This window comes from Actinocorallia aurantiaca, assembly GCF_039533685.1.
GTDB classification, from domain to species: domain Bacteria; phylum Actinomycetota; class Actinomycetes; order Streptosporangiales; family Streptosporangiaceae; genus Actinocorallia; species Actinocorallia aurantiaca.
Window position 1 is genome coordinate 362,015 of record NZ_BAAATZ010000009.1, and the last position, 20,610, is coordinate 382,624.

17 protein-coding genes are annotated in these 20,610 nt (G+C 71.1%); 8 read left to right on the forward strand and 9 right to left on the reverse strand.

Annotated elements, in window-relative coordinates; genetic code table 11:
* Positions 1-12 precede the first annotated feature (12 nt).
* Positions 13-1,038, reverse strand: a complete 1,026-nt coding sequence (locus ABD327_RS14500) for a polyprenyl synthetase family protein (protein WP_344450873.1) — start codon at positions 1,036-1,038, stop codon at positions 13-15.
* A 335-nt stretch (positions 1,039-1,373) separates the two neighbouring features.
* On the opposite strand from ABD327_RS14500, the gene ABD327_RS14505 reads away from it, so the two are divergent.
* From ABD327_RS14505 to ABD327_RS14535, 7 genes are all read left to right on the forward strand, one after another.
* Positions 1,374-2,729: a cytochrome P450 gene (locus tag ABD327_RS14505; RefSeq protein ID WP_344450874.1), complete on the forward strand. Its 1,356-nt coding sequence runs from the start codon at positions 1,374-1,376 to the stop codon at positions 2,727-2,729.
* A 24-nt stretch (positions 2,730-2,753) separates the two neighbouring features.
* Entirely contained in the window at positions 2,754-3,590 is an 837-nt protein-coding gene (locus tag ABD327_RS14510; protein ID WP_344450875.1) for a terpene synthase family protein, read from the forward strand.
* Entirely contained in the window at positions 3,587-5,074 is a 1,488-nt protein-coding gene (locus ABD327_RS14515) for a prenyltransferase/squalene oxidase repeat-containing protein (RefSeq protein ID WP_344450876.1), read from the forward strand. Before ABD327_RS14510 ends, ABD327_RS14515 begins: the two co-directional genes overlap by 4 nt.
* Positions 5,075-5,317: 243 nt before the next feature.
* Positions 5,318-7,585, forward strand: coding sequence for a sensor histidine kinase (locus tag ABD327_RS14520; RefSeq protein WP_344450877.1), 2,268 nt, complete (start codon positions 5,318-5,320; stop codon positions 7,583-7,585).
* On the forward strand, positions 7,585-7,992 hold the full coding sequence (locus ABD327_RS14525; RefSeq protein WP_344450878.1) for a roadblock/LC7 domain-containing protein: 408 nt from the start codon (positions 7,585-7,587) through the stop codon (positions 7,990-7,992). The genes ABD327_RS14520 and ABD327_RS14525 overlap by 1 nt, the downstream gene beginning before the upstream one ends.
* 35 nt (positions 7,993-8,027) lie before the next feature.
* On the forward strand, positions 8,028-8,378 hold the full coding sequence (locus ABD327_RS14530) for a DUF742 domain-containing protein (protein ID WP_344450879.1): 351 nt from the start codon (positions 8,028-8,030) through the stop codon (positions 8,376-8,378).
* Positions 8,359-8,949, forward strand: coding sequence for a GTP-binding protein (locus ABD327_RS14535; RefSeq protein WP_425547117.1), 591 nt, complete (start codon positions 8,359-8,361; stop codon positions 8,947-8,949). Before ABD327_RS14530 ends, ABD327_RS14535 begins: the two co-directional genes overlap by 20 nt.
* Positions 8,950-8,964: 15 nt before the next feature.
* On the opposite strand, the gene ABD327_RS14540 is transcribed toward ABD327_RS14535, so the two are convergent.
* The 8 genes from ABD327_RS14540 to ABD327_RS37465 form a co-directional block, all read right to left on the reverse strand.
* Entirely contained in the window at positions 8,965-9,792 is an 828-nt protein-coding gene (locus tag ABD327_RS14540; protein WP_344450881.1) for a glutamate ABC transporter substrate-binding protein, read from the reverse strand.
* Positions 9,789-11,192, reverse strand: coding sequence for a hypothetical protein (locus tag ABD327_RS14545; RefSeq protein WP_344450882.1), 1,404 nt, complete (start codon positions 11,190-11,192; stop codon positions 9,789-9,791). The genes ABD327_RS14540 and ABD327_RS14545 overlap by 4 nt, the downstream gene beginning before the upstream one ends.
* Positions 11,189-12,436 carry an FHA domain-containing protein gene (locus tag ABD327_RS14550; RefSeq protein WP_344450883.1) on the reverse strand — a complete coding sequence of 416 codons (1,248 nt, stop codon included), beginning with the start codon at positions 12,434-12,436 and terminating at the stop codon, positions 11,189-11,191. Before ABD327_RS14550 ends, ABD327_RS14545 begins: the two co-directional genes overlap by 4 nt.
* The gene (locus ABD327_RS14555) at positions 12,433-13,362 is read right to left on the reverse strand and encodes a protein phosphatase 2C domain-containing protein (protein WP_344450884.1); all 930 of its coding nucleotides are present in this window, start codon (positions 13,360-13,362) and stop codon (positions 12,433-12,435) included. Before ABD327_RS14555 ends, ABD327_RS14550 begins: the two co-directional genes overlap by 4 nt.
* Positions 13,363-13,384: 22 nt before the next feature.
* A complete protein-coding gene (locus ABD327_RS14560) occupies positions 13,385-15,580 on the reverse strand; it encodes a serine/threonine-protein kinase (RefSeq protein WP_344450885.1) in 2,196 nt (731 codons plus the stop codon).
* Positions 15,581-15,746: 166 nt separating this feature from the next.
* Complete coding sequence (locus tag ABD327_RS14565) at positions 15,747-16,685, reverse strand: alpha/beta hydrolase (RefSeq protein WP_344450886.1); 939 nt, start codon at positions 16,683-16,685, stop codon at positions 15,747-15,749.
* A gap of 147 nt (positions 16,686-16,832) precedes the next feature.
* Positions 16,833-17,984 (reverse strand): GDSL-type esterase/lipase family protein, encoded by a 1,152-nt coding sequence (locus ABD327_RS14570; protein WP_344450887.1) that lies wholly within the window; start codon positions 17,982-17,984, stop codon positions 16,833-16,835.
* Positions 17,985-18,340: 356 nt separating this feature from the next.
* On the reverse strand, positions 18,341-19,612 hold the full coding sequence (locus ABD327_RS37465) for an ice-binding family protein (protein WP_425547121.1): 1,272 nt from the start codon (positions 19,610-19,612) through the stop codon (positions 18,341-18,343).
* On the opposite strand from ABD327_RS37465, the gene ABD327_RS14580 reads away from it, so the two are divergent.
* The gene (locus tag ABD327_RS14580; protein ID WP_344450889.1) at positions 19,503-19,727 is read left to right on the forward strand and encodes a hypothetical protein; all 225 of its coding nucleotides are present in this window, start codon (positions 19,503-19,505) and stop codon (positions 19,725-19,727) included. The genes ABD327_RS37465 and ABD327_RS14580 overlap by 110 nt on opposite strands.
* Positions 19,728-20,610 lie beyond the last annotated feature (883 nt).

Sequence of the window (20,610 nt, forward strand, 5' to 3'; positions counted from 1 at the left end):
CGCCGGGACTCGCTAGGCGCGGCGCGCGACGATGTATCGGGCCAGCGCCGCCAGCTCCTCACCGGCGCGCCCGCCGACCTCGTCGATGAGCGCCAGCGCCGCCGCCGTCTCCCGCTCCGCCAGCTCCTCGGTGTAGGAGCGTCCGCCCGCCCGCTCGATCAGCAGGGCCGCCCGCCGCGCCTCCAGCCCGTCCGCGGGCCGCGCCTCCAGCAGGCGCACCAGCTCCTCGTCCCCGGCCCGCAGCGCGGCGACGACCGGAAGGCTCTTCTTGCCCTGGCGCAGGTCGTTGTAGACGGCCTTGCCGGTGACCTCGGTCTCGCCCCAGATGCCGAGCAGGTCGTCCACGGCCTGGAACGCCAGCCCCAGGTGACGGCCCATCCGGTCCATCTTCTCCGAGCCCTCGCGGTCGCCGCCGCCCAGCAGCCATCCGATCGAGGCCGCGCACCCGAGCAGCGACGCGGTCTTGCCGACGGCCATCGCGCGGTACTCCTCGACGGTGACCGCGTCGGGACCGCTCCAAGGCCGGCTCTCGAAAGCGGTGTCGGCGGCCTGCCCGTTGACGAGTTCCACCAGCACCGAGGTCAGCCGGAGCACCGCGTCCGCGTTGCCGGTCCTGGCGAGGGTGTCCAGGGCCAGGGCCAGCAGCCCGTCCCCGGTCAGGACCGCCGCTCCGACCCCGTAGGCCTTCCACGCGGTCGCACGGTGCCTGCGCAGCTCGTCGCCGTCCATGATGTCGTCGTGCACCAGGGAGAAGGCGTGGACGAACTCCACGGCCGCCGCGCCCGGTGCGGCGTCCTCGGCGCGCCCGCCGGCGGCGACCGCCGCCAGCCCGGCCAGCGCGGGACGGACGCCCTTGCCCCCGGCACCCGTCCGGGGGCTGCCGCCGACCGTCAGCCAGCCGAGGGTGAATCCGGAGATCAACCGGGGAACGGGATGCAGCCGCTCCACCGCCTCCTGCATGGCCGGACGCATCCATCGCCTCGTCTCGTCCAGCGTCCCCGTGACCCCGTCCGGCGGGGTGAGCGTACCGGGCGTCATTCGCAGCCCTTTCCACTACAACAGATCTTCATGTCAACTCTGGCAAAGAAATATCGCAGGATAAGCCATTCGTGTTTCATTCCCGTAAGCATCTTTCGATGACCGCCCGATCACGGAGGGTTATTTCGAGAAAGGTTTGCGACGGAGAGTTCGGCGTTGATCACTTGTCGTGTTCGTGTGCTCTGCATCACATTGGCTTGTCTGTTGTGTCGGCTTCGTGCACTCTTGATACGTAAGTGGATCATGAAAAACTTACGAGTTGTCGGATTTGTCTGATCTGTTCCAGCTTCAGGTGTTCCCTGGATGAACCGGTGAGAAGAAGAGGCGTCGGACCGATGGCCCTGAGTACTTCCGTGAAGTCGGCTGTAAAAGCGCGCAGTCTGCCTATTTACCGAGACATTCCGAGCCTCCTCCGGGACCCGTTGAACTCGTTTGCGGAATGGGGCCGCCAGGCGGACGGCGAGATCGTCCGCCTCGACGCGAAGGTCTGCAGTCCCTATCTGATCACCGCGCCGGATCACGTCCAGCACATCCTGCGGGGCAACCAGGACAACTACGCCCGCGGGGGCATCTTCTACTCCCCGCTGAAGGACCTGTTCGGCGACGGCATCCTCGGCGCGGACGGCGACACCTGGGTGCACAGCCGCCGGATCATGCAGCCGATGTTCACCGCGCGGCACATCAAGCTGATCCAGTCGCGGATGGCGGGCTTCATCAACGAGGGACTGAACGCGCTGGAGGAGCCGGCCCGCACGGGCGCCCCGGTGGACGTCGACGACCTGATGGCCTCCATCGTGACGAAGGCGGTCGTCGGCCTCATCTTCGGCCAGCGGATCAGCCGCGAGCAGGCGGACGAGCTGACCGCGGCGACCAACACCCTCATCCCGTCCATGATCCCCCGGGTGGTCACGCCCTTCCTGCCCGAGTGGTTCCCCCGGCCCAAGGACCGCGTGTTCGCCGAGGCCATCAAGGTCTTCGACAAGCACATGTACGAGGTGGCCGCGGCCCGGCCGCGGGAGGGCGACGACGACCTGCTCACCCTGCTCCTGGGAGCCCCCGGCCCGGACGGCGGCCCGCCCTCGCCCAAGTGGCTTCGTGACAACTTCTCCGGGGTCTACGGCGCGGCGAGCGAGAGCACAGTCTCGGCGATGGTCTGGCTGATGCCGATCCTGGCCCGGCACCCGGAGGTCCACGCGAAGCTGACCGCCGAGATCGACGAGGTCGTCGGGGCCGACGAGGTGGGCCCCGAGCACCTGCCGCGCCTGGTCTACACCAAGCAGGTCATCGACGAGCTGCTGCGCTACATGCCGGTGGGCTGGCTGTTCAGCCGGGTCGCGGTGGACGAGGACGTGATCGACGGAGTGCGCATCCCCCGGGGCGCCGACATCCTGATCAGCCCGTTCATCAGCCACCGGAGCGAGAAGTACTGGGACCGGCCCCTGGAGTTCGACCCCGAGCGGTTCGCCCCGGGCGCCCCGCCCCCCAACCGCTACTCCTACTTCCCCTTCGGGGCCGGCGGCCACCTCTGCATCGGCAACCACCTCTTCGCGACGGAGGCGCTGCTGCTGCTGGCGGGGCTCTTCAGCAGGTTCCGCCTGGTGAACGTGACGCCGTCCGAACCCACCCGGGTGGTGGGAGCCACCATCAAACCGCTGGAGAAGGTCGAGATGGTCGTGCGGCCCGCCCGCTGAGCCCGAACGACACGAGGACATGTGGTGAACGACCTGCTCAACGCCCGGAGCTGCGGAGTGGCGGCGGCCGTCGGAGGCCAGTCGCAGCGCCGGATGCGCGCCTGGGCGCAGAAGTACCCGGGCCTGTACGACAAACCGGAGTTCGACCCGGCGCTGTTCGGCACCCTGGCCCAGGCCACCGCCTTCAGCGGTCCCTGGTACGACGCCGACCAGCTCACCGCGGCCAACAAGACCTGCCTGTGGGCGTTCGGGCTGGACTGGCTCGTCGACTACCAGGCGCAGAGCGAGGAGGAGGTCGGCGCGCTGCTGGCCCGGGTCGCCTCGGTGGCCGACGGGGCGGAGCCGGAGGACGAGCTCACCGCCTTCCTCGCCGAACTCCGCGACGACCTCCCCCCGGACCCCGCCCTGCGCGCGATCTGGCGGGAGGAGCTCCGGGACATGCTCGACGGGATGGCGCTGGAGTGGCGCTGGAAGAGCCGCGGGCCGCGCCCCTCCTTCGAGGAGTACCTGGACAACGCCGACAACCTCGGATTCGCCTTCGTCTTCTTCGCGCACTGGATCGCCAACGGGGCGTCCGGCGAACTCGCGGAGGTCCGCAAGGCCAGCCGGGCCGTCCAGCAGGTGATCCGGCTGCTCAACGATCTGGGCACCTACGAGCGCGACCTGCAGTGGGGCGACCTCAACGCACTGCTGCTGGGGGTCGACCGGCCGACCGTCGAGCGGAAGGTCGCCGAGCTGTCCGCCGAGGCGGTGCGGCTGCTGGAGCCGCTCCCGCCGGAGCACGGCGGCTACATGCGCCGGCAGATGGAGTTCTGCGGCGGCTTCTACGGCGTCACCGACTACTGGGGTGTCGAATTTTGATCCGCGATGTCGACCTCCGGGCCCAGGAGCTGGTGGACGGACTGCTCGCCGAGCCCTGGGGCCAGGTCTCGCCGTCGGTCTACGAGACCGGGCGGCTGGTGGCCTTCACCCCCTGGCTGGCAGGGCACGCCGAACGGGTCGCCTTCCTGCTCCGCACCCAGCGGCCCGACGGCGCCTGGGGACCGGACGGCGAACCGGGCTACCTCCTCGTGCCCTCGCTCAGCGCGATCGACGCGCTGCTGGCCGAGGGGTCGGCCGAGGCGGTGGCCGCCGCCCGCCGCGGGCTGGACCGGATGCGCCCGCTGCTGGCCGCGCTGCCGCCGCTCCCGGACACCCCGGCGATCGAGCTGATCTCGGCCTCGCTGATCCGTTCGGTCGACTCCCGCCTGCCCGGGGCGCTGCCGGCGCCCGCCGCGCTCGACGACGGCACCCTGGACCTGGTCATCGCCGCCGCGAAGCAGGGCGGGCCGCTGCCGCAGAAGATGTGGCACGCGCTCGAGATCATCGGTCCCGCCGCGGCCGGGCTGCCCGGGGTCCCGGTGGAGAGCATGGGCGGGGTGGGCGCGGCGCCCGCCGCGACAGCCGCCTGGCTGGGCCGGACGGAGCCTCCGCCGTCCGATCCCTCCCGGCGCTTCCTGGAGACCGCCGCCCGCCAGCACGGCGGTCCGGTGGCCTGCGGACTGCCGATCACCGTCTTCGAACGGTCCTGGGTGCTGACCCTGCTGAACAGGGCGGGGCTGGCCTTCGACCCCCACCCGGAACTGCTGCTGAGCCTGTCCGAGCCGCTGGGCCCGGACGGCGTGGCCACCGGGCCGGGCCTGCCCCCGGACGCCGACACCACCTCCGCGGTCCTCTACGCCCTGGCACTGCTGGGCAGGCGCGTCGCGCCCGACCCGCTCACCGGATACGAGACGGAGACCAACTTCAGCACCTGGACCGGCGGCGAGCAGGGGCGTTCGGTCACCACCAACGCCCATGTTCTGGAAGCGTTCGGCCAGTACGCGCGGCTGGAGCCCGGTGCCGGGCACGAGGCCACCGCGGCCAAGGTCGCGGCGTGGCTGCGGAACGTGCAGCGGGTCGACGGCTCCTGGACGGACCGCTGGCACGTCTCGCCCTACTACGCGACGATGGCGGCGGCCCTGGCCCTGGCGGAGTTCGGGGGCGAGGACTCGGCGGACTCGGTCCGCGCGGCCGTGCGCTGGGTGCGCGGCACCCAGCGGCCCGACGGCTCCTGGGGCGTGTGGGGCGGAACCGCGGAGGAGAGCGCCTACGCCCTGCACGTCCTGCTGCTCGCCGGCGAGCCGGAGGACGCGGCCGAGGCGGTGCGGGCGGGAGCCGGTTTCCTGGAGGAGGCCTCGGACGGCGAGCCGCCGGCGCTCTGGCACGACAAGGATCTGTATCTCCCGATCGCGATCGTGCGTGCCGCGGTGCTGGCCGCCTCCCATCTCGCCCGGGCGCAGCTCGGCGGCACGCTGGTTACTTAGGATTATCCTTATACTCCGGAACGCATTGTTTTTGCGGAGGCGGGGGAGATGTAGGAATCTTGCCGGTATTTTGGTGGGTTGTTCGCTAAGTTGCTATCGTTCTCCCGTCCGTTGACGGCGGTTCTGCCGGAGATGTCCGGAACCGCTCGATACGGCACTGTTAACGGCACGTTGCTAGAGTTCAACGGCCTTCTTGTCTATTGATGCGATGGAGCGGCTGTAATGCGCCTCCGCAATTCCAGTGTGCGGACCAAAATCACGGCCCTGCTGCTCTCGCTCACCGCGTTGTGGGTTTTCGCCGCCTGGGTCACACTCCGCGAGGGTGTGAACCTCCTGTGGGTCAACCAGCTCGACAAGGGGATCGCCCAGCCGGGAGACCCCCTCATCGTCGACCTCCAGAAGGAGCGCCGGCTGTCCGTGATCCTCGCCGGCGGCCGGACGCAGGTGACCGCCGACGCCCTGCGCGACCAGCGGGCGAGCACCGACCGCAAAAAGGCGAAGTACCTGCGGGACGCCCGCTCGACCATGACGAAGCTGGCCGCGGGCGACGCCCTGGAGGCGCAGCTCGCGCAGTCCTTCACGGCGCTCCAGGAACTGGACAAGGCGCGAGCCTGGTTCGACGCGCCCGACGGCAGGTCGCCCGACTGGGCCCGCTCGCTCTACACGGAGGCGATCGGCTCGATCAACCGGGTGTACGAGGGCATGGCGACCCTCGACGACGACGACTTCGCCGCCAGGACCCGGATCCTGGTCGAGCTCAACCAGTACAACGAGCTGTTCTCCCAGGAGGACGCGCTGGTCTCCGGGGTGCTGGCCACCGGGCGCTTCACCAACGCCTCCTACACCGACTTCCACCGGTTGCTCGGCGTCCAGCGCCACGCGCGGGCCGAGGTGATCGAGCGGCTCGCCGAGTTCGCCCCGGAAACGGTCGAGAGACACAACGGGAGCCAGTCCCTGGCCGCGGTGACGGCCCTGGAGGACCGCCTGCTGGCGATGATGGGCAACAACCACCGCAAGCCCATCCAGACCGTCTCCTTGACCGCTTGGAACAACGCCACCACCGCCTGGCTGGCGGATTCGCAGGACATCACGTGGGACGCCGGCGACCAGCTCGTCAAGGACGCCGTCCCCATCGCGACCTGGGTCATCGTCCGGCTGACCCTGGCCGGCGGTCTCGGCTTCCTCGCGGTCCTCGCCTCGGTGGTGCTGGCCATCACCACGGCCCGGCACCTGGTGCGGCAGCTGGAACGGCTGCAGGAGGCCGCGCACGAGCTGTCCGACGTGCGGCTGCCGAACGTCGTGGAGCGTCTGGGCCACGGTGAGCAGGTGGACGTCAAGGCCGAGGCGCCGCCGCTGGAGTTCGGCGACGACGACATCGGCAAGGTGGGGCAGGCGTTCAACGCCGTCCAGGAGACCGCGATCCGCACCGCGGTCGAGCAGGCCGAGCTGCGGCGCGGCATCCGCGACATCCTGCTGAGCCTGGCGCGCCGCTCCCAGGCGCTGGTACACCGGCAGCTCAACCTGCTGGACCAGATGGAGCGCCGCGAGATCGACACCGAGGAGCTCGAGGACCTCTTCCGCCTCGACCACCTCGCGACCCGTATGCGGCGCAACGCGGAGAACCTGATCATCCTCTCGGGCGCGACGCCGGCCCGCGGCTGGCGCAAGCCCGTCCCCATGGTCGACGTGGTCCGCTCGGCCGTCGCCGAGGTCGAGGACTACACCCGGGTGACCGTCATGCCGATCGACGAGGTCCACCTCGTCGGCCGGGCCGTAGCCGACATCGCCCACCTCCTGGCCGAGCTGATCGAGAACGCCGTGTCGTTCTCGCCGCCCTACACCTACGCGCAGATCTCCGGCCACATGGTCGCCTCCGGGTACGCCCTGGAGATCGAGGACCGCGGCCTGGGCATGTCGGACGACAACCTCGAATCCATCAACCGCAAGATCGCCGACCCGCCGGAGTTCAACCTCTCCAGCTCGGTGCAGCTCGGCCTGTACGTGGTCGGCAAGCTCGCCGAACGGTACGGCGTGCAAGTGACGTTGAAGCGTTCGCCCTACAAGGGAACGACCGCGGTGGTCATCATCCCGCGGGAACTGCTCGAGGAAGGAGAGTCCGGCGCGCCGTCGCAGTCCCTGACGGTCGTCGGGGCGACCATGCCGGAAGTCACCGACCCGATGGAGTCCGAGGGCAGGGAGCGGTTCACTCCCGTCCTGGTTCCGTCACCCCCCGAAGAACCACTGGCCGCACCGAGTTCCGACTCCGACGCGCCGCTGCCGGTCCGGCAGACCAAGAACCAGGACCAGGGAGAGGTGACCTCGTCGGGTCTGCCGGTGCGGGTTCCCCAGGCCAGCCTCGCCCCGCCGCTGCGCGACGAGACGAACGGCGGGGAGCCGACCGCCGAAGACGACCCCGGCCGTTCGCCCGAAGAGATCCGCCGGATCGTGGGCGCGTTCCAAAGCGGCACCCTGCGAGGCAGGGCCGCCTCCGTCGAGAGTGAGACCGAGTGATGCAGAAGACAGGAGCCGGCGCCGATCTGGCGTGGCTGCTCGACGACCTGGTCAAGCGGGTCAACGAGGCGGAACACGCGATCGTGCTGTCCGCGGACGGGCTGCTGATGGCGCAGTCCCAGGACATCGGCCGGGATGACGCGGAGCACCTCTCCGCGATCGCGGCGGGTATCCAGAGCCTGGCCAAGGGCGCGGGAGAGCGGTTCGGCGGCGGCGCGGTCCGCCAGACCATCATCGAGATGCGGTCGGCCTTCCTGCTGGTCACCGTCGCCGGGCAGGGAGCCTGCCTGGCGGTGCTCAGCAGCGAGGACGCCGACGTCGGCCTCATCGCCTACGAGATGGCCATGATGGTCACCAAGCTGGGGCACCATCTCTCCACGCCCGCCCGGGTGACGGAGTCGGCGTGAAATACCCGCCTCAGGAGCCCGAGCATGAGCGCTGGATGGATGAGAGCGCCGGCCCGTTGGTCAGGCCGTATGTGATGACCAGCGGCCGGCTCCAGCCGGTCCGCGGGGAATTCGACCTGATCACCCTGGTCGAGGCGACCGGTCCCGCTCCGGCGGTCGGCATAGGCCTCGGACCGGAGCACCTGTCGATCCTCCGCCTCTGCCAGACGATGATGTCGGTGGCCGAGATCACGGCCCACCTGGACCTGCCGACCGGCACGGTCCGGGTGCTGTTGGGAGACCTGCTCGACCGTGGTCTCGTCACCGTCCAGGAACCCCAACCGGAGATCGACATGCAGGACCTCAGGATGTACCAGGCGGTGATCGATGGCCTCCGCGCCCTCTAGCACGTCCGGGACGCGCCGCAAGATGCCCACCGCCATCAAGATCCTGGTGGCGGGGGGCTTCGGCGCGGGGAAGACGACCCTGGTCGGCGCCGTCTCGGAGACCGAGCCGCTGCGCACCGAGGAGGTGCTCACCGACCGCGGGGTCGGGGTCGACGACCTCGGCGGGGTGGAGACCAAGCGGACCACCACGGTGGCGATGGACTTCGGCCGGATCACCTTCGGCGAGGAGTTCGTCCTCTACCTGTTCGGCACCCCGGGCCAGGAGCGCTTCTGGTTCATGTGGGACGAGGTGGCGCTCGGGGCGCTCGGGGCGGTGGTGCTGGCCGACACCCGGAGGCTGGCCGACTGCTTCCCCGCGATCGACTACTTCGAGCGCCGCGGGACCCCGTTCATCGTGGCGGTCAACTGCTTCGACGGCGCGCGGAAGTACGACGCCGACGAGGTCAAGCAGGCGCTGCAGATCGGCGACGGCATCCCGGTGCTGCTGTGCGACGCCCGCCTGAAGGAGTCCAGCAAGGAGGTGCTCATCACCCTGGTGCAGCACGCCATGCGCATGAGGGCGGCCCGCTAGGGGCCGCCCGGGGGCTCAGTCGCAGCCCTCGAACTGCGGGACGGTGGCAGCGGTCTTCAGCCCGGTCGGCGCGAACCACCGGGTCAGGAGCCGCTCCGCCGTCCCGTCCTGGTACATCCGGGTGAGGGCGCGGTTGACCGCCTCGCAACCGCCGATGTCGTCCTTGTGCAGCCCGATGCCGTACTTCTCGTCGGTGAACCTGGCGTTGACCATGCGGAAGGCGTCGGGCTGCCGCATGGCGAAGCCCGCGAGGATCAGGTCGTCGGTGGTGACGGCGTCGAGCTCGCCGTCCAGGAGGAGCTGGACGCACTCGCCGTAGGTCCCGGCGTCGACGAGCCTCGCCCGGACGCCCAGCTCCTCCACGACCCGCTTCCAGGAGTTGGAGCCCTCGCTCTTGCACAGCCTGCGGTCCCTCAGGTCCCGCGGGCCGCGGATCCCCTTCTCCTCCTCGCGGACCATGATGTCCTGGTGGGCCACGTAGTAGGGGCCCGCGAAGCCGACCACGGTCTTGCGCTGCGGGGTGATGGAGTAGCTGGCCACGACCAGGTCGACCTTCCGCTCGGCCAGGAACTCCTCGCGGTCGTTCGAGGTGAGCCCGACGAACTCGACCCTGTCGGCCCCGAGCCGCCGGGCGACGTAGGAGGCGACGTCCACGTCGAAGCCCTGGAAGGAGCCGTCGGGCACGCGCAGCCCGATGCCCGGCTGGTCGTACTTCACCCCGACTTTGAGGACCTTCCTGCCCTCCACGCCGGAAGAGCCCTTCACGCCGCAGGAGGCCAGGGGCAGGACGAGGACGGCGGCCAGCAGGGCGGCCAGGAGGCGTCTGGGAACGGTGCAGGTCAACGGTACTCCGCGAGTCTGGGCCGTACGCCCACGACGATGAGGACGGCCAGGACGAGGCCCGCCGCGGGCAGGCCCCGGTTCCAGCCGTCGAGGGCGGCGGCGCCGGCGTCGACCTCGCGCTCGAAGTCGGCGTTCCGTTTCGCGATGAGCTTGCTCAGCTCGAGGTCGTAGGCGGTGAAGAGCTCGGACATGAGGCCGGTGCGCAGGATGAGGGCCTCCCGGTCCCGGCCCTCGCGCACCAGGCCGCGCATCGCCTCGTCCTGCTGCTGGAAGGCCCGGTAGCGGACGAGCACCTCGGCGTGGCGCGGCACGCCGCCCAGGAAGCCCAGCTCCGTCGGCTGCGAGGCCAGCCCCCGGTAGTAGTCGGCGAGGCTGCCGACCTCCCGGTAGGCGATGGCCTGGGAGGTGTCGAGGTAGACCTGCGCGTAGGTGTCGGCGCGCCGGGGATCGAGGAGGAAGCGGGTCTGGTCGGCGGCGGCGGTGTTGCTGATGGCCCGGGCGCGGGTGAAGGCGAGGGTCGGGTCGAAGCCCTCCTCCTTGGCGTCGTGCAGGTGCGCAGAGGAGCTGCCCAGGACGAGCAGCGCCCAGCCCGCCAGCACCAGCGTCAGCGCGGTGGCCAGCGCCAGCGCCGGGTTCACCAGCCGCCGGAAGCGGCGGGTGAGGTAGATCTGGAGTCCCGCGAGCGCGGCCAGCAGCAGCACCGAGGCGACGCCGACGGTGACCCGGGAGCGCAGGACGTGCGAGCGCTCGTCCGCGTACGCGCGGCGGACGACGCTCGCGTTCTCCAGGGTGAGGTTGTAGGCCTTGGGGAGGATGTCCAGCCGCATCAGGTCGGTGGCCTGCCGGTAGACGTCCAGGACCTCCTCCGGCGGCGGTCCGGCCGGGTGCGCGGCCTGGTCGCCGAGGAGGAGCGCGCGGGAGGCGAGCTGCTCGTACGTGCCGAGGCGGTCCAGGATCTCCTGGACGGTGCGCCGGCTCGCCGTGTCCGTCCCGGCGATCTCGAAGGCCTGCAGCAGCGCCCGGTGGGCCTCGCCCCGCCGGTCGCTGTAGAGGGCCTCGGAGCGGTCCCGGCCGACGCCCAGGTCGTGCTCGCGGCCGATGAGCAGCGTCCCGGCGAGCTGGGTGTCCATGTCGCTGAGCGCGAAGTACAGGTGCCCGGTGTGCACCACCTGCGGCCCGGCGTCCTCGCCGACCAGCCGCACGCCCTGGCGGGCCGCCTCCAGGCCGGTGGAGACCGCGGCGACCAGGACGATGACGGCGACCAGACCCGCCGCCGTCCAGCCCCGGATGCGGCCGGGCACGGTCCGTGGGACCGCTCCGCGCCCGGTCAGCCGCCGCAGTGTCTTGCTGGCGGCCTTGCCGGCGGCCTTGCCGGCGGCCTTGGCGGCGGGGCCGGTCACGAGGGGGACTCTTCCCGGCCCGTGCCTTCTCGGGCCGGTTCTCCGCGCAGCTCGACCGTGGTCCAGGCGCCGAGGTGGATGCGGTCGCCCTCGCGGAGCGGGATCTCGGCGCCGGGGGAGAGCGGGGCGGCCGCCTCGTTCAGCCGGGTGCCGTTGGCCGAGCCGGGGTCGATCAGGGACCAGCCGCCGCCGCGGGCGAGCAGGACGGCGTGGGTGCGGGAGACGGCGGGGTCCCGGCTGGTGCCGGCCAGGTCGATGTCGGGGACGGTGCCGCGCAGGGCGCTGCGCCGGCCCAGCAGCACCCGGCCGCCGGTGAGGGGGAGGCTCCGCTCCGCTCGCCGCGGCGGGCGCGGCAGCCGTCCGGCGTCGGGCCCGCTCTCGGCGAGGACCTGCCGGTGGTAGTCGTGGTCGGTGCTGATCACCACGTGCCACCGGAACCCGGCGGCGTCCCGCGGCGCGGGCCGCGGGCCCGGCACGCCGGTGGCGAAGTCGTGGCCGCAGCCCTCGCAGAAGCGTCCGAAGCCGGGCAGGCCGCATTCGGGGCAGGGGGTGTCCACGGCGACGGCGGGGACGGGCCGTGGGGGCTCGGCGCGGGAGGCGCCGCGGCGCAGCCGGAAGGTGCAGGTGGTCTCGTCGCCCTCGATGACCCGGCTGAGCACCGTGGCCAGCGGGACGTTTCCGTGGGCGCGGGCCAGCCGGAGCGCGCCGTCCAGCTCGACCGCGGCGGTCCCGGCGTCCCCGGCCTGCCGGGCGTCCAGCCCGGCCCGGATCCGCGCCGCGAGCTCGCTCTGGCCGGTGTAGTGGGCGACCCTCGCGTCGATGCGGGTGCACCGGGTCCGGTCGTCGGTCCACTCGGCGAACACGTCGGCGGCGCCCGACGGGCCGCCGTCGAGGAGCGAGATCCGGGCCGCGCGCATCCGCAGGCCGAGTTCGTGGGCGGGGACCCGCAGGCGCAGGTGGTACTCGCGGGTCTCGCGGCGGCCCCAGCGCCCGGTGGGGTGGTCGAAGACGCGCGGGGCGCTCTCGGAGGCGCTCCCGGTGAGGTCCTCCTCGGCCGGCAGCACCTGCCTGAGGGAGCGGAGGGAGACTCCGCGCGGCACCGTCACCCGCAGGAGGACGTCCCCGTCCGGCTCGTCGGGGTCGCCCGTCCCGGTGACGGAGACGATCGCGTGGAGGTCCGTCCCGCCGTCGGGCAGGTAGCGGTTCTGGTCCACGGAGACGGTGAAGGCGGTCCTGGTGGTCATAGTTCGAGGCCGTCCCCTTCGACCGGGATGATCGCGACGGTGATGTTGTCGTGGCCGCCGCCGTTGAGCGCGGCGCGCACCAGCTCGCGGGCGACCGACAGCGGGGTGCGGCTGCCGCCCCGGTGCCCGGTGAGCGGCCCGGAGACCGGGTCGGCCAGCGGGTCGGCCAACGCGGCGGCCAACGCCAGCGGCGAGGCCATGTAGTTCCAGAGGCCGTCGGTGCAGACCACCAGCACGCCGGGCACCTCGGGCGCGTAGACCCGCACGTGCACGTCGATCTCCCTGGCGTCGGCGCCCATCCAGCCGACGAGCATGTGCGCTCTGCGGTCGGAGTAGGCCTCCGCCTCGGTCATCATGCCGTGGGCGATGACGTGCTCGGCCCAGGAGTCGTCCTCGGTGAGCAGTTCGTCGCCGGTCGCGCCGATCCAGTAGGCGCGGCTGTCCCCGATCCAGCCGACGGTGATGACGGGCCGGCCGTCGGCCTCCCCGGTGACCGCCGAGATGTAGGTGCAGGCGGGGGCGGAGGACCGGTCGGCGGTGAGGCCCGCCACGGCCTTGGCGGCCTCCAGCGCGGCGGTGCGGGTGGCGTCGCGCGGGTCGGAGCCGGCCTCCAGCTCCCGGGTCAGGACGGCGATGCCGGTGCCGACGGCGGTGCGGGAGGCCTCCTCGGGACGGGGGGAGGCCGAGACGCCGTCGGAGACCACCGCGGCCAGGCCGCCGGGGACGCGGCACAGCTCCATGCCGTCCTGGTTGGTGCTGTGCCGCAGTCCGCGGTCGCTCACCGCGGCGGCGTCGCCGCCCAGGTCGATCTCCCGGTGGTCGGCGGTCTCCGGCCACGGCTCTGCGCCCGTGCGCAGCCGGTGGCCGCAGGCCTCGCAGAACAGGTCGCCGGCGAGGACGGGGGCGGAGCAGGAGGGGCAGGGCATCGGAGTCCGTTCGCTGGGAGGGTCAGAACAGGGTTCTGGGACGGATGGCGTTGGCCCGGGTGACCAGGGCGTGGCGTTCGGGGGGGTCGTCGGCGAGCCGGGCCAGGGCCCGGTAGGCGCGTTCAAGGCCGCGGCGCAGTTCCTCCTCTGTCAGGCGGACGCCCAGGATCCGGGCCCGGGACGGATTCCCGGCCATCACCCGGTCCAGGGCCGAGTGAAGGATCTCGGCGGACAGCCGCCAGTGGCGCTGCGCGTCGAGGCCCAGACGGCTGAGACGACTGGCGGCGTCTATCAGTTCACGCTCGGACAGACCGGTAGGTTCCCGACCGGAAATGATCAGGTGGACGGCGGCGATCCGGGCGCTCGGAAAGTGGCTGGAGGCCGGGGGGACGGCGTCGAGCGCGGCGATGGCGCCGGCCCGGTCCCCGGCGGCGGAACGCACCCTGGACAGGCCGAAGGCGGCGCTCACGTACGTCTGGTCGGTGCGCCAGACGGTCTGGTAGTAGCGCTCGGCCTCGGGCAGGCGGCCGAGCAGTTCGTGGCAGAAGCCGAGGGCGAGTTTCGGGGCGGCCTCGCCGGGCGTGAGGTCGTAGAGGTCGTCGAACCGGTGGCGGGCCTCCCGCAGCTCCCCCGCGCCCAGCGCGGACACCGCCCGGTACCACTCGGACCGCCAGTCCTCGCGCAGTCCGGCGAGGATCAGGCGGGCGGAGTCGTGGTCGTCGAGTTCCAGATGGGCCAGCACCCGGCGCAGCCGGAGGTCGGGGGAGTCGGCGGGGGCGGAGGCCAGCGCGGCCAGCAGGGCGCGGGGGTCGTCGACGGTCAGCGACGCCAGGAACCCGGCGGACCCGTCCGAGGGGCGGGGCAGGGGGGTCGGCAGGGCCAGCAGCGCGGCCCGGGGCGTGAGCCGCTCGGCGGGGATGCGGCGTTCGGGTCCGAACAGGGCGGAGGGGGCGGGGCGCGGCCGCCCGTCCTGGGCCGAGAGCACCTCGCGCAGCACCCCGGTGAGCTGCTCGGCCATCTCCTGGGCGTCCTGGAAGCGCGAGTAGGGGTCGCGGGCGGTGGCGCGGCGCAGGAGGCGGTCGTAGGACTCGTGCTCGCGCAGCACCGGGACCTGCTCGCGGGGCGGCAGGCTCGCCGCGTACTTGGTGGTGTGGCCGTGGAAGGGGAAGCTGAGCACGGCCAGGGCGCGGCCGACGGTGTAGAGGTCCGAGGCGACGGACGGGCCGAGCCCGGCGATCTCGGGAGCCTGGTAGCCGACCGTGCCGTAGACGGCGGACTCGGTGTCGTCCATGCGCCTCACCCCGCCGAGGTCGATCAGTTTGAGCTGCTCTTCGGACTGGATGGCGTTGTCGGGCTTGAAGTCGCAGTACAGGAGGCCGAGGGAGTGCAGGTAGCCCATGGCCCGCAGCACCTCCAGGGCGTAGGCGATGGCCTGGCCGAGGGGGAGGGCGGCGCCCTCGCCGTGCTCGCGGCGGTGCTCGTGCAGGACGTCCTTGAGGGCGTGGCCGCCGACGTACTCCATGACGATGTAGCCGAGCATCCGCAGGGTGCGCGGGTCGGGGTGCTGGACGAAGTTGTAGATCCGGACGATGTTGGGGTGCTCGACCTCGGCCAGGAACGCCTTCTCCGCGGCGGCCACCGCGCCGGCCTCGGGGTCCTCGGTGTCCAGCAGGCCCTTGAGTACCACCCAGCGGTCGCTGACGTTGCGGTCGCGGGCCAGGTAGATCCAGCCGAGGCCGCCGTGGGCGAGGCAGCCGAGCACCTCGTACTGGCCGCCGACGAGGTCGCCGGGGCGCAGCTTGGGCAGGAAGGAGTAGGAGGCGCCGCAGCGGGGGCAGAAGCCTTCGGCCCGCCCGGGCCCGCCGTCGCGGCCGCGCCCGACGGCCTCGCCGCAGCGGCAGTAGCGTTTGCGCTCGGCGACGACGGGGTCGGCCAGTACGGCCTCGGCGGGGTCCTTGTAGGGGACGGGCGGGACCTCGACCAGGCCGGCGCCGAGCAGCCCGCGCCGGGACTTGCCGCTGGCCGACCCGCCGGTGCTGCGGGCGGTGCTGCGGGCCGTGCTCGTCCAGGTTCCGGGGTGCTGGGAGCCGGTGCGGGGGAGTCCGTGGTCGGGGTGGGTGAGGCCTTCCGGTGGCGGTTCCGGGGCCAGCCCGCATTCCAGGCAGTAGCCGTCCGCCACGGTGCCGGCGCATTCGGGCCAGGCGCAGCTCGTGTTCATGGTCCGGGGTCGTCCTGGCCGCTCAGGAAGATCTCCGCAGTACTTTGCCCCACTTGTCCTGGCTCTCTGTAGGTCGCCCTAGCTGATATAGGTATCAGCCGGTTTGGTGTTGAGGCCAGTCCCGGGGTGCCGTTCGGCCGGGGGCGGACGGGGCGGGAGTCCCTGCTCAGACCCCCAGCGACTTGGTGATCATGGGCCAGGAGCGCTTCAGGCCCCGCCGGAAATAGGGCCAGGTGTGGGTGCCCCTGGCGTAGAGGTCGGCGGTGACGGGGATCTCGAGCCTGCGCAGCCGGGCGACCAGAGGGGCCGTCGTGTAGTGGCAGAACGCCTCGGCGGGGTCGGCGGCGTGGGCGGTCTCGGGATCCAGCGGCCCCTTCTCGCCGTTGCGGGCGCAGGAGATGTAGAGCCTGGTGCCGCGGAGCCCCCTGGCCCGGCTGAGCGGGTCGTGCGCCTCCCAGACGTCCCGGTTGAGCTGGGGCTGCCCCCACATGAGGAACTTCTCGGCGCCGGAGCCGGGGATGCCGGTCAGCAGCACCTCGGGGGCGCCGGGCACCAGGGTGGCGCCGTAGCCGCTGAAGCTGCCGGTGAACGCGAACATGCCGGGGTGCCGGGCGGAGTAGATCAGCGCTCCGTAGCCCCCGGCCGACAGCCCGGCGACCGCCTGCCGCCTGGACGCCCCGTAACGGCTCATCAGGATGCCGCGCAGCTCCTTCAGGTGGAAGGTCTCCCACTGGGGGCCGACCAGCCAGTCGGTGTAGCCTCCGCCGCTGCCGCCCTCGGGCATGACGACCATCATCCGGTGCCGGGCGCTCCTCGTGATGATGTCGGACTTCTCGGACCATGCCCGGTAGCCGTCGTTCCCGCCGTGCAGGAGCCACAGCAGCGGCCATTTCCGCTTCCGGTTCCAGCCTTTGGGCAGGACGAGCCTGACCTTCATGTTGCGCCGCATCGCGGGGGAGGCGATCGTCAGGTCGCGGACCCGGGAGCTCAGCTTCTTCTCCGAGACGACCCGCGCTCCCGCGGCCCCGGCGGGACCGGCGAGGAGGGCGCCGCCGGCTCCGGCCGAGAGCACCGCGGCCCTGAGGAGGTCACGCCGCTGCCACATCGGAATCACACTCCTGGAAACGAGAACGTCTTCGGTGGGGGAACGCAGGAACCTAACGCACCGGCATCCCGGACGGAACGCACATTTTGCTGAATTTCGGGCAGGTGGCTCGGCGGCGGGGGAGTGGACTCCCGGCGGAGTCCCCGTTCAGCGGCTGACCCGCCGCGTCAGGAAGGCGTCCAGGCCGATGGCGTGGGCCATGGCCCGGGCGCCCTCGTCGTTGGGGTGCAGGCCGTCCCCGCAGTGCAGGTCCGGATGGAAGCGGGAGGGCCGTTCGGGGTCGCGCACGGCGGCGTCGATGTCCAGGCAGGCGTGGTACTCCGGGGTCCGGCGGATCCAGTCGTTGACGGCCTCGCGGATCCGGTCCCCCTTCTCGGAGTGGTAGCCGGGGAAGGTGGTCCCGGCGTAGGGCGGCAGGGTCGCGCCGATCGGAGCCACCCCCGCCTCCCGCGCCAGGCGGGCCAGGGTGGTGAAACCCGCGATCATCTCCTCGGCGCCGGTCTTGGGCTGGCCGAGCATCGCCGGCAGGCCCAGATCGTTGATCCCCAGGGCGATGATCACGTGGGTGAGGCCGGGGACGGACAGGACGTCCGGCTGGAAGCGGAGCAGTCCCGCGGGCCCGAAGCCGTTGCGCAGCAGGCGGTTGCCGCCGATGCCGAGGTTGAGGACGGGCAGGCCGAGGCGGCGGGACAGGTGGTCGGGGTAGCGCTGGTGGGCTCCGGGGGTGGTGCCGGAGCCGTCGGTGAGGGAGTCGCCGAACGCGGCGACGACGGGCTCGTCTCCGGAGCGTTCCAGCCGGAGGTCCACCCCTTTGATCCAGTAGAGGGAGGCGATCTCCTCCGCGAGGCCGGGCTCGGGGTCGGCGGCGGTGTTCCCGGCGGCGACGTAACCGGTCTGCAGGGCCTCGGGGTGGTTGGTGGCCAACCCGCTGTCCTCTACTACGTAAAGGCTGATCGCGAGCTCGGCGTCGTCGGGGACCTCGAAGTCGGTGAGGTCGCTGACCACCTCGGTGCCGGCCACGATCTCCACCGACTTCGAACCACCGAACGACAGCCTGATCTGGTCCTCGGCGATCCGCCCGCCGCCGAGATGGCGGCCTACCCGGGCCTCTCCGATACGCAGCGGGCCGCTGCCGAACTGGTTGCTCAGCCACACCCGCAGCTGCGGTCCGCCGCGGTGCAGGTGGACGACCTGCCGCACGGTGCGCCCGCTGAACCCGCCGCGCGGTTTGGTGAAGCTGAGGCCGTCGTAGGGGCTGACCATCGCCGCCCGGTGCGCGGCCACCCACTGCACGCCCATGTGCACGCTCCTCTCATTTCTGGAGAAAATTTCGATCATCGCATATGCCCACCAGGCAGGCACTCGGTTGTGTATTGCCCACTTGGCCATGATTTTGTCGGGCGGGCGTGTGATATCCGTCCCAGGATCACCGAGGTTACGCCGATGACGGGCGAGGGGAAGGGACGGCCGCCGGACGTCCACCTGCCGCCGGTGGCCCCGCCCTGAGGGCGACGGTCGGCCGGGCCGGTCCCGGTGAGCGCCTCCTTCCGGTCCCGCAACGCTTCAGCGTCCCGTTCCACGCCGTACAGACCACTCCGGCCCAGCCAGAGATCTGGCTGGGCCGGAGTGGTCTTCATGGGTTCGACGTGGAGCGATCAGCTGTTCTTGGAAACGCGGCGCCAGTGGTCGTTCTTGTCATGGCACTTGTCGCCCCTGTCGCGACATTTATTGTTCCTGTCGCGGCACTTGTAGTCCCTCTCGTGGCACTTGTCGCCCCTCTCGTGGCACTTGTCGCCCCGGTCGCGGCACCTGTCGCGGCACTTGTAGTCCCTCTCGTGGCACTTGTCGCCCCTCTCGTGGCACTTGTCGCCCCGGTCGTGACACCTGTCGCGGCACTTGTCGTCTCTGTCGCGGCACTCGCCGTGGTCACCCTTCGGTCCTGCGGGTCCTGCGGGTCCTGCGGGTCCTGCGGGTCCCGCGGGTCCCGCGGGTCCCGCGGGTCCTCCCGGTCCTGCGGGTCCTGCGGGTCCCCCGGGTCCTGCGGGTCCCCCGGGTCCTGCCGGCCCGGGCTGTCCTGCCGGACCCTCAGGTCCCGCGGGTCCCGCGGGACCACCCGGTCCCGCCGGTCCTGCGGGTCCACCGGGTCCCGCCGGTCCTGCGGGTCCACCGGGTCCCGCCGGTCCTGCGGGCCCACCCGGTCCCGCGGGTCCACCCGGACCTGCCGGCCCCTCGGGTCCTGTCGGCCCGGGTGATCCTGTCGGTCCGGGTGGTCCTGTCGGTCCGGGAGGGGAGCACTGGGGTCTGGTGATGACGTTGTTGTCAAGGGTGACCGCGCCGTTGCGGGCCAGCGCCCGGCCGGCGATGGTGGTGCCGGTCGTCACCGAGATCGAGGTGAGGGCGAGGATGTTGCCGACGAAGGTGGAGTTCGTTCCCAGCGTCGCGGAGCTGCCCACCTGCCAGAAGACGTTGCATGCTCGGGCGCCGTTGATGAGCCTGACGCGGCTGGCCGATCCGGTGATGAGCGTGGAACCGATCTGGAAGATGAAGACGGAGCTGGGGTCACCCTGGCCGTCGAGAGTGACCGTGCCCGTCAGCCCGATGGAGGACGTGGCCGTGTAGACGCCGGAGACGAAGGTCTGACCGACGAGGTCGCCCGAGACGGAGCCGGTCGAGGGTCGCCCGGCGGCGTCGTTGTACGCGGTGGTCAGGTCGGATTGCGCTTGGAGGGCGACGGCGTCGGCAACGTGCTCCGCCCCGATCACTATGCCGGGAGGGAACCCGGTCACCGCGCTGCCCGGGCTCACGCCCAGGTCCCCGATGATCTTGCTGGGACCGGTGTTCGTGACCGTGGTTCCGGCCAGAACCGCGAAGCTTTCGGCAGTTCCCAGATCCACTGGAGCCGTCGCGGCGCGCGCGCTGGACTGCACAGCGATGGTCAGGGCTATCACCGGGAGGATTGAGAAGGCCGCCGCCAGCCGAGAGCGCCAGGGCGAACTTCGCGGTGAACTCCGCGAGACGCGAGTGAGGATAGTTTTCATTTAGCGAATCTTTCTCCTATTAACGAGTACCGGACATCCCCGTCTGTCGCGTTTGTGAAGACGCAGAGCCGTCACAGTCGGGCGATTCACTGACCAATCACAACTTCCCTCGTGGAGTGATCAGTGGTGCGTGAAACCCGGATATTCCTGCGCGGTGAGTCGCACACCGCTGTTTTCTCCAGGGAGCGCGGGCGTGAACCACTGAGAATTGCAAACACACAGTTATCGATCTTCAAACGGCTGCCGAGAAAGTCGTCGAATAGGTCGAGATCAATGATTTCACCGAAGTGAATGATTCGACGCCTGTCCGCCTGGCCGAGCGTTTTCTGCGGCTATCTCGATCGGCGTCATGTCGCGGAATGCCGGAAAGGTATCCGCTGGTAGGGGACGTGGTGAATGGGGGTGTCGCCAGCCGTTCGACCTGGTCCCTGTGGGCGTCGGAGTAGTGCCTGGCCGGCACCGGAACGTCACCTAACGGTCTTCGGTAGGGGTGGACGTCTCATCGGTTCCAGCCGAAAAACCGGAAACGCGAAAACCGCCACATCTGGAAAATAGGAGGCCCTAGAGAAGAGTCAAATGGCGCGGCTCTATCGAGTGGAAATCGTGTCAATGAAACGACGTGAAAATCTGATCGCCTGCGCCGCTCGTCATGAATCCGTCCATGACCGGCCTATCGCTGTTGCGTAATAGTCGCTGGGGGGCCGGATGTATTGAAATCGCCGACTCGGGGGTGGGCGGGGTGGTGCGTGGTGAGTCGCCGAGGACGCCGGTCTTCCGTGGCGAGGCAGGGAGGTGCCGCCTCGTCGCGACATAAAACAAGCAAGCGATTGGTAAGTGGCATCTGCCGACTTGTGCTCTTTCCGGGTAGGTACGTGATATGCGGGTAT

What these genes read in the sequence shown, in the direction of transcription:
- ABD327_RS14500 (WP_344450873.1), bottom strand. Translation starts at nt 1,038, where the DNA reads ATGACGCCCGGTACGCTCACCCCGCCGGACGGGGTCACGGGGACGCTG.
- ABD327_RS14505 (WP_344450874.1), top strand. Translation starts at nt 1,374, where the DNA reads ATGGCCCTGAGTACTTCCGTGAAGTCGGCTGTAAAAGCGCGCAGTCTG.
- ABD327_RS14525 (WP_344450878.1), top strand. Translation starts at nt 7,585, where the DNA reads ATGCAGAAGACAGGAGCCGGCGCCGATCTGGCGTGGCTGCTCGACGAC.
- ABD327_RS14530 (WP_344450879.1), top strand. Translation starts at nt 8,028, where the DNA reads ATGGATGAGAGCGCCGGCCCGTTGGTCAGGCCGTATGTGATGACCAGC.
- ABD327_RS14535 (WP_425547117.1), top strand. Translation starts at nt 8,359, where the DNA reads ATGGCCTCCGCGCCCTCTAGCACGTCCGGGACGCGCCGCAAGATGCCC.
- ABD327_RS14550 (WP_344450883.1), bottom strand. Translation starts at nt 12,436, where the DNA reads ATGACCACCAGGACCGCCTTCACCGTCTCCGTGGACCAGAACCGCTAC.
- ABD327_RS14555 (WP_344450884.1), bottom strand. Translation starts at nt 13,362, where the DNA reads ATGCCCTGCCCCTCCTGCTCCGCCCCCGTCCTCGCCGGCGACCTGTTC.
- ABD327_RS14560 (WP_344450885.1), bottom strand. Translation starts at nt 15,580, where the DNA reads ATGAACACGAGCTGCGCCTGGCCCGAATGCGCCGGCACCGTGGCGGAC.
- ABD327_RS14565 (WP_344450886.1), bottom strand. Translation starts at nt 16,685, where the DNA reads ATGTGGCAGCGGCGTGACCTCCTCAGGGCCGCGGTGCTCTCGGCCGGA.
- ABD327_RS14570 (WP_344450887.1), bottom strand. Translation starts at nt 17,984, where the DNA reads ATGGGCGTGCAGTGGGTGGCCGCGCACCGGGCGGCGATGGTCAGCCCC.
- ABD327_RS14580 (WP_344450889.1), top strand. Translation starts at nt 19,503, where the DNA reads ATGATCTTGCTGGGACCGGTGTTCGTGACCGTGGTTCCGGCCAGAACC.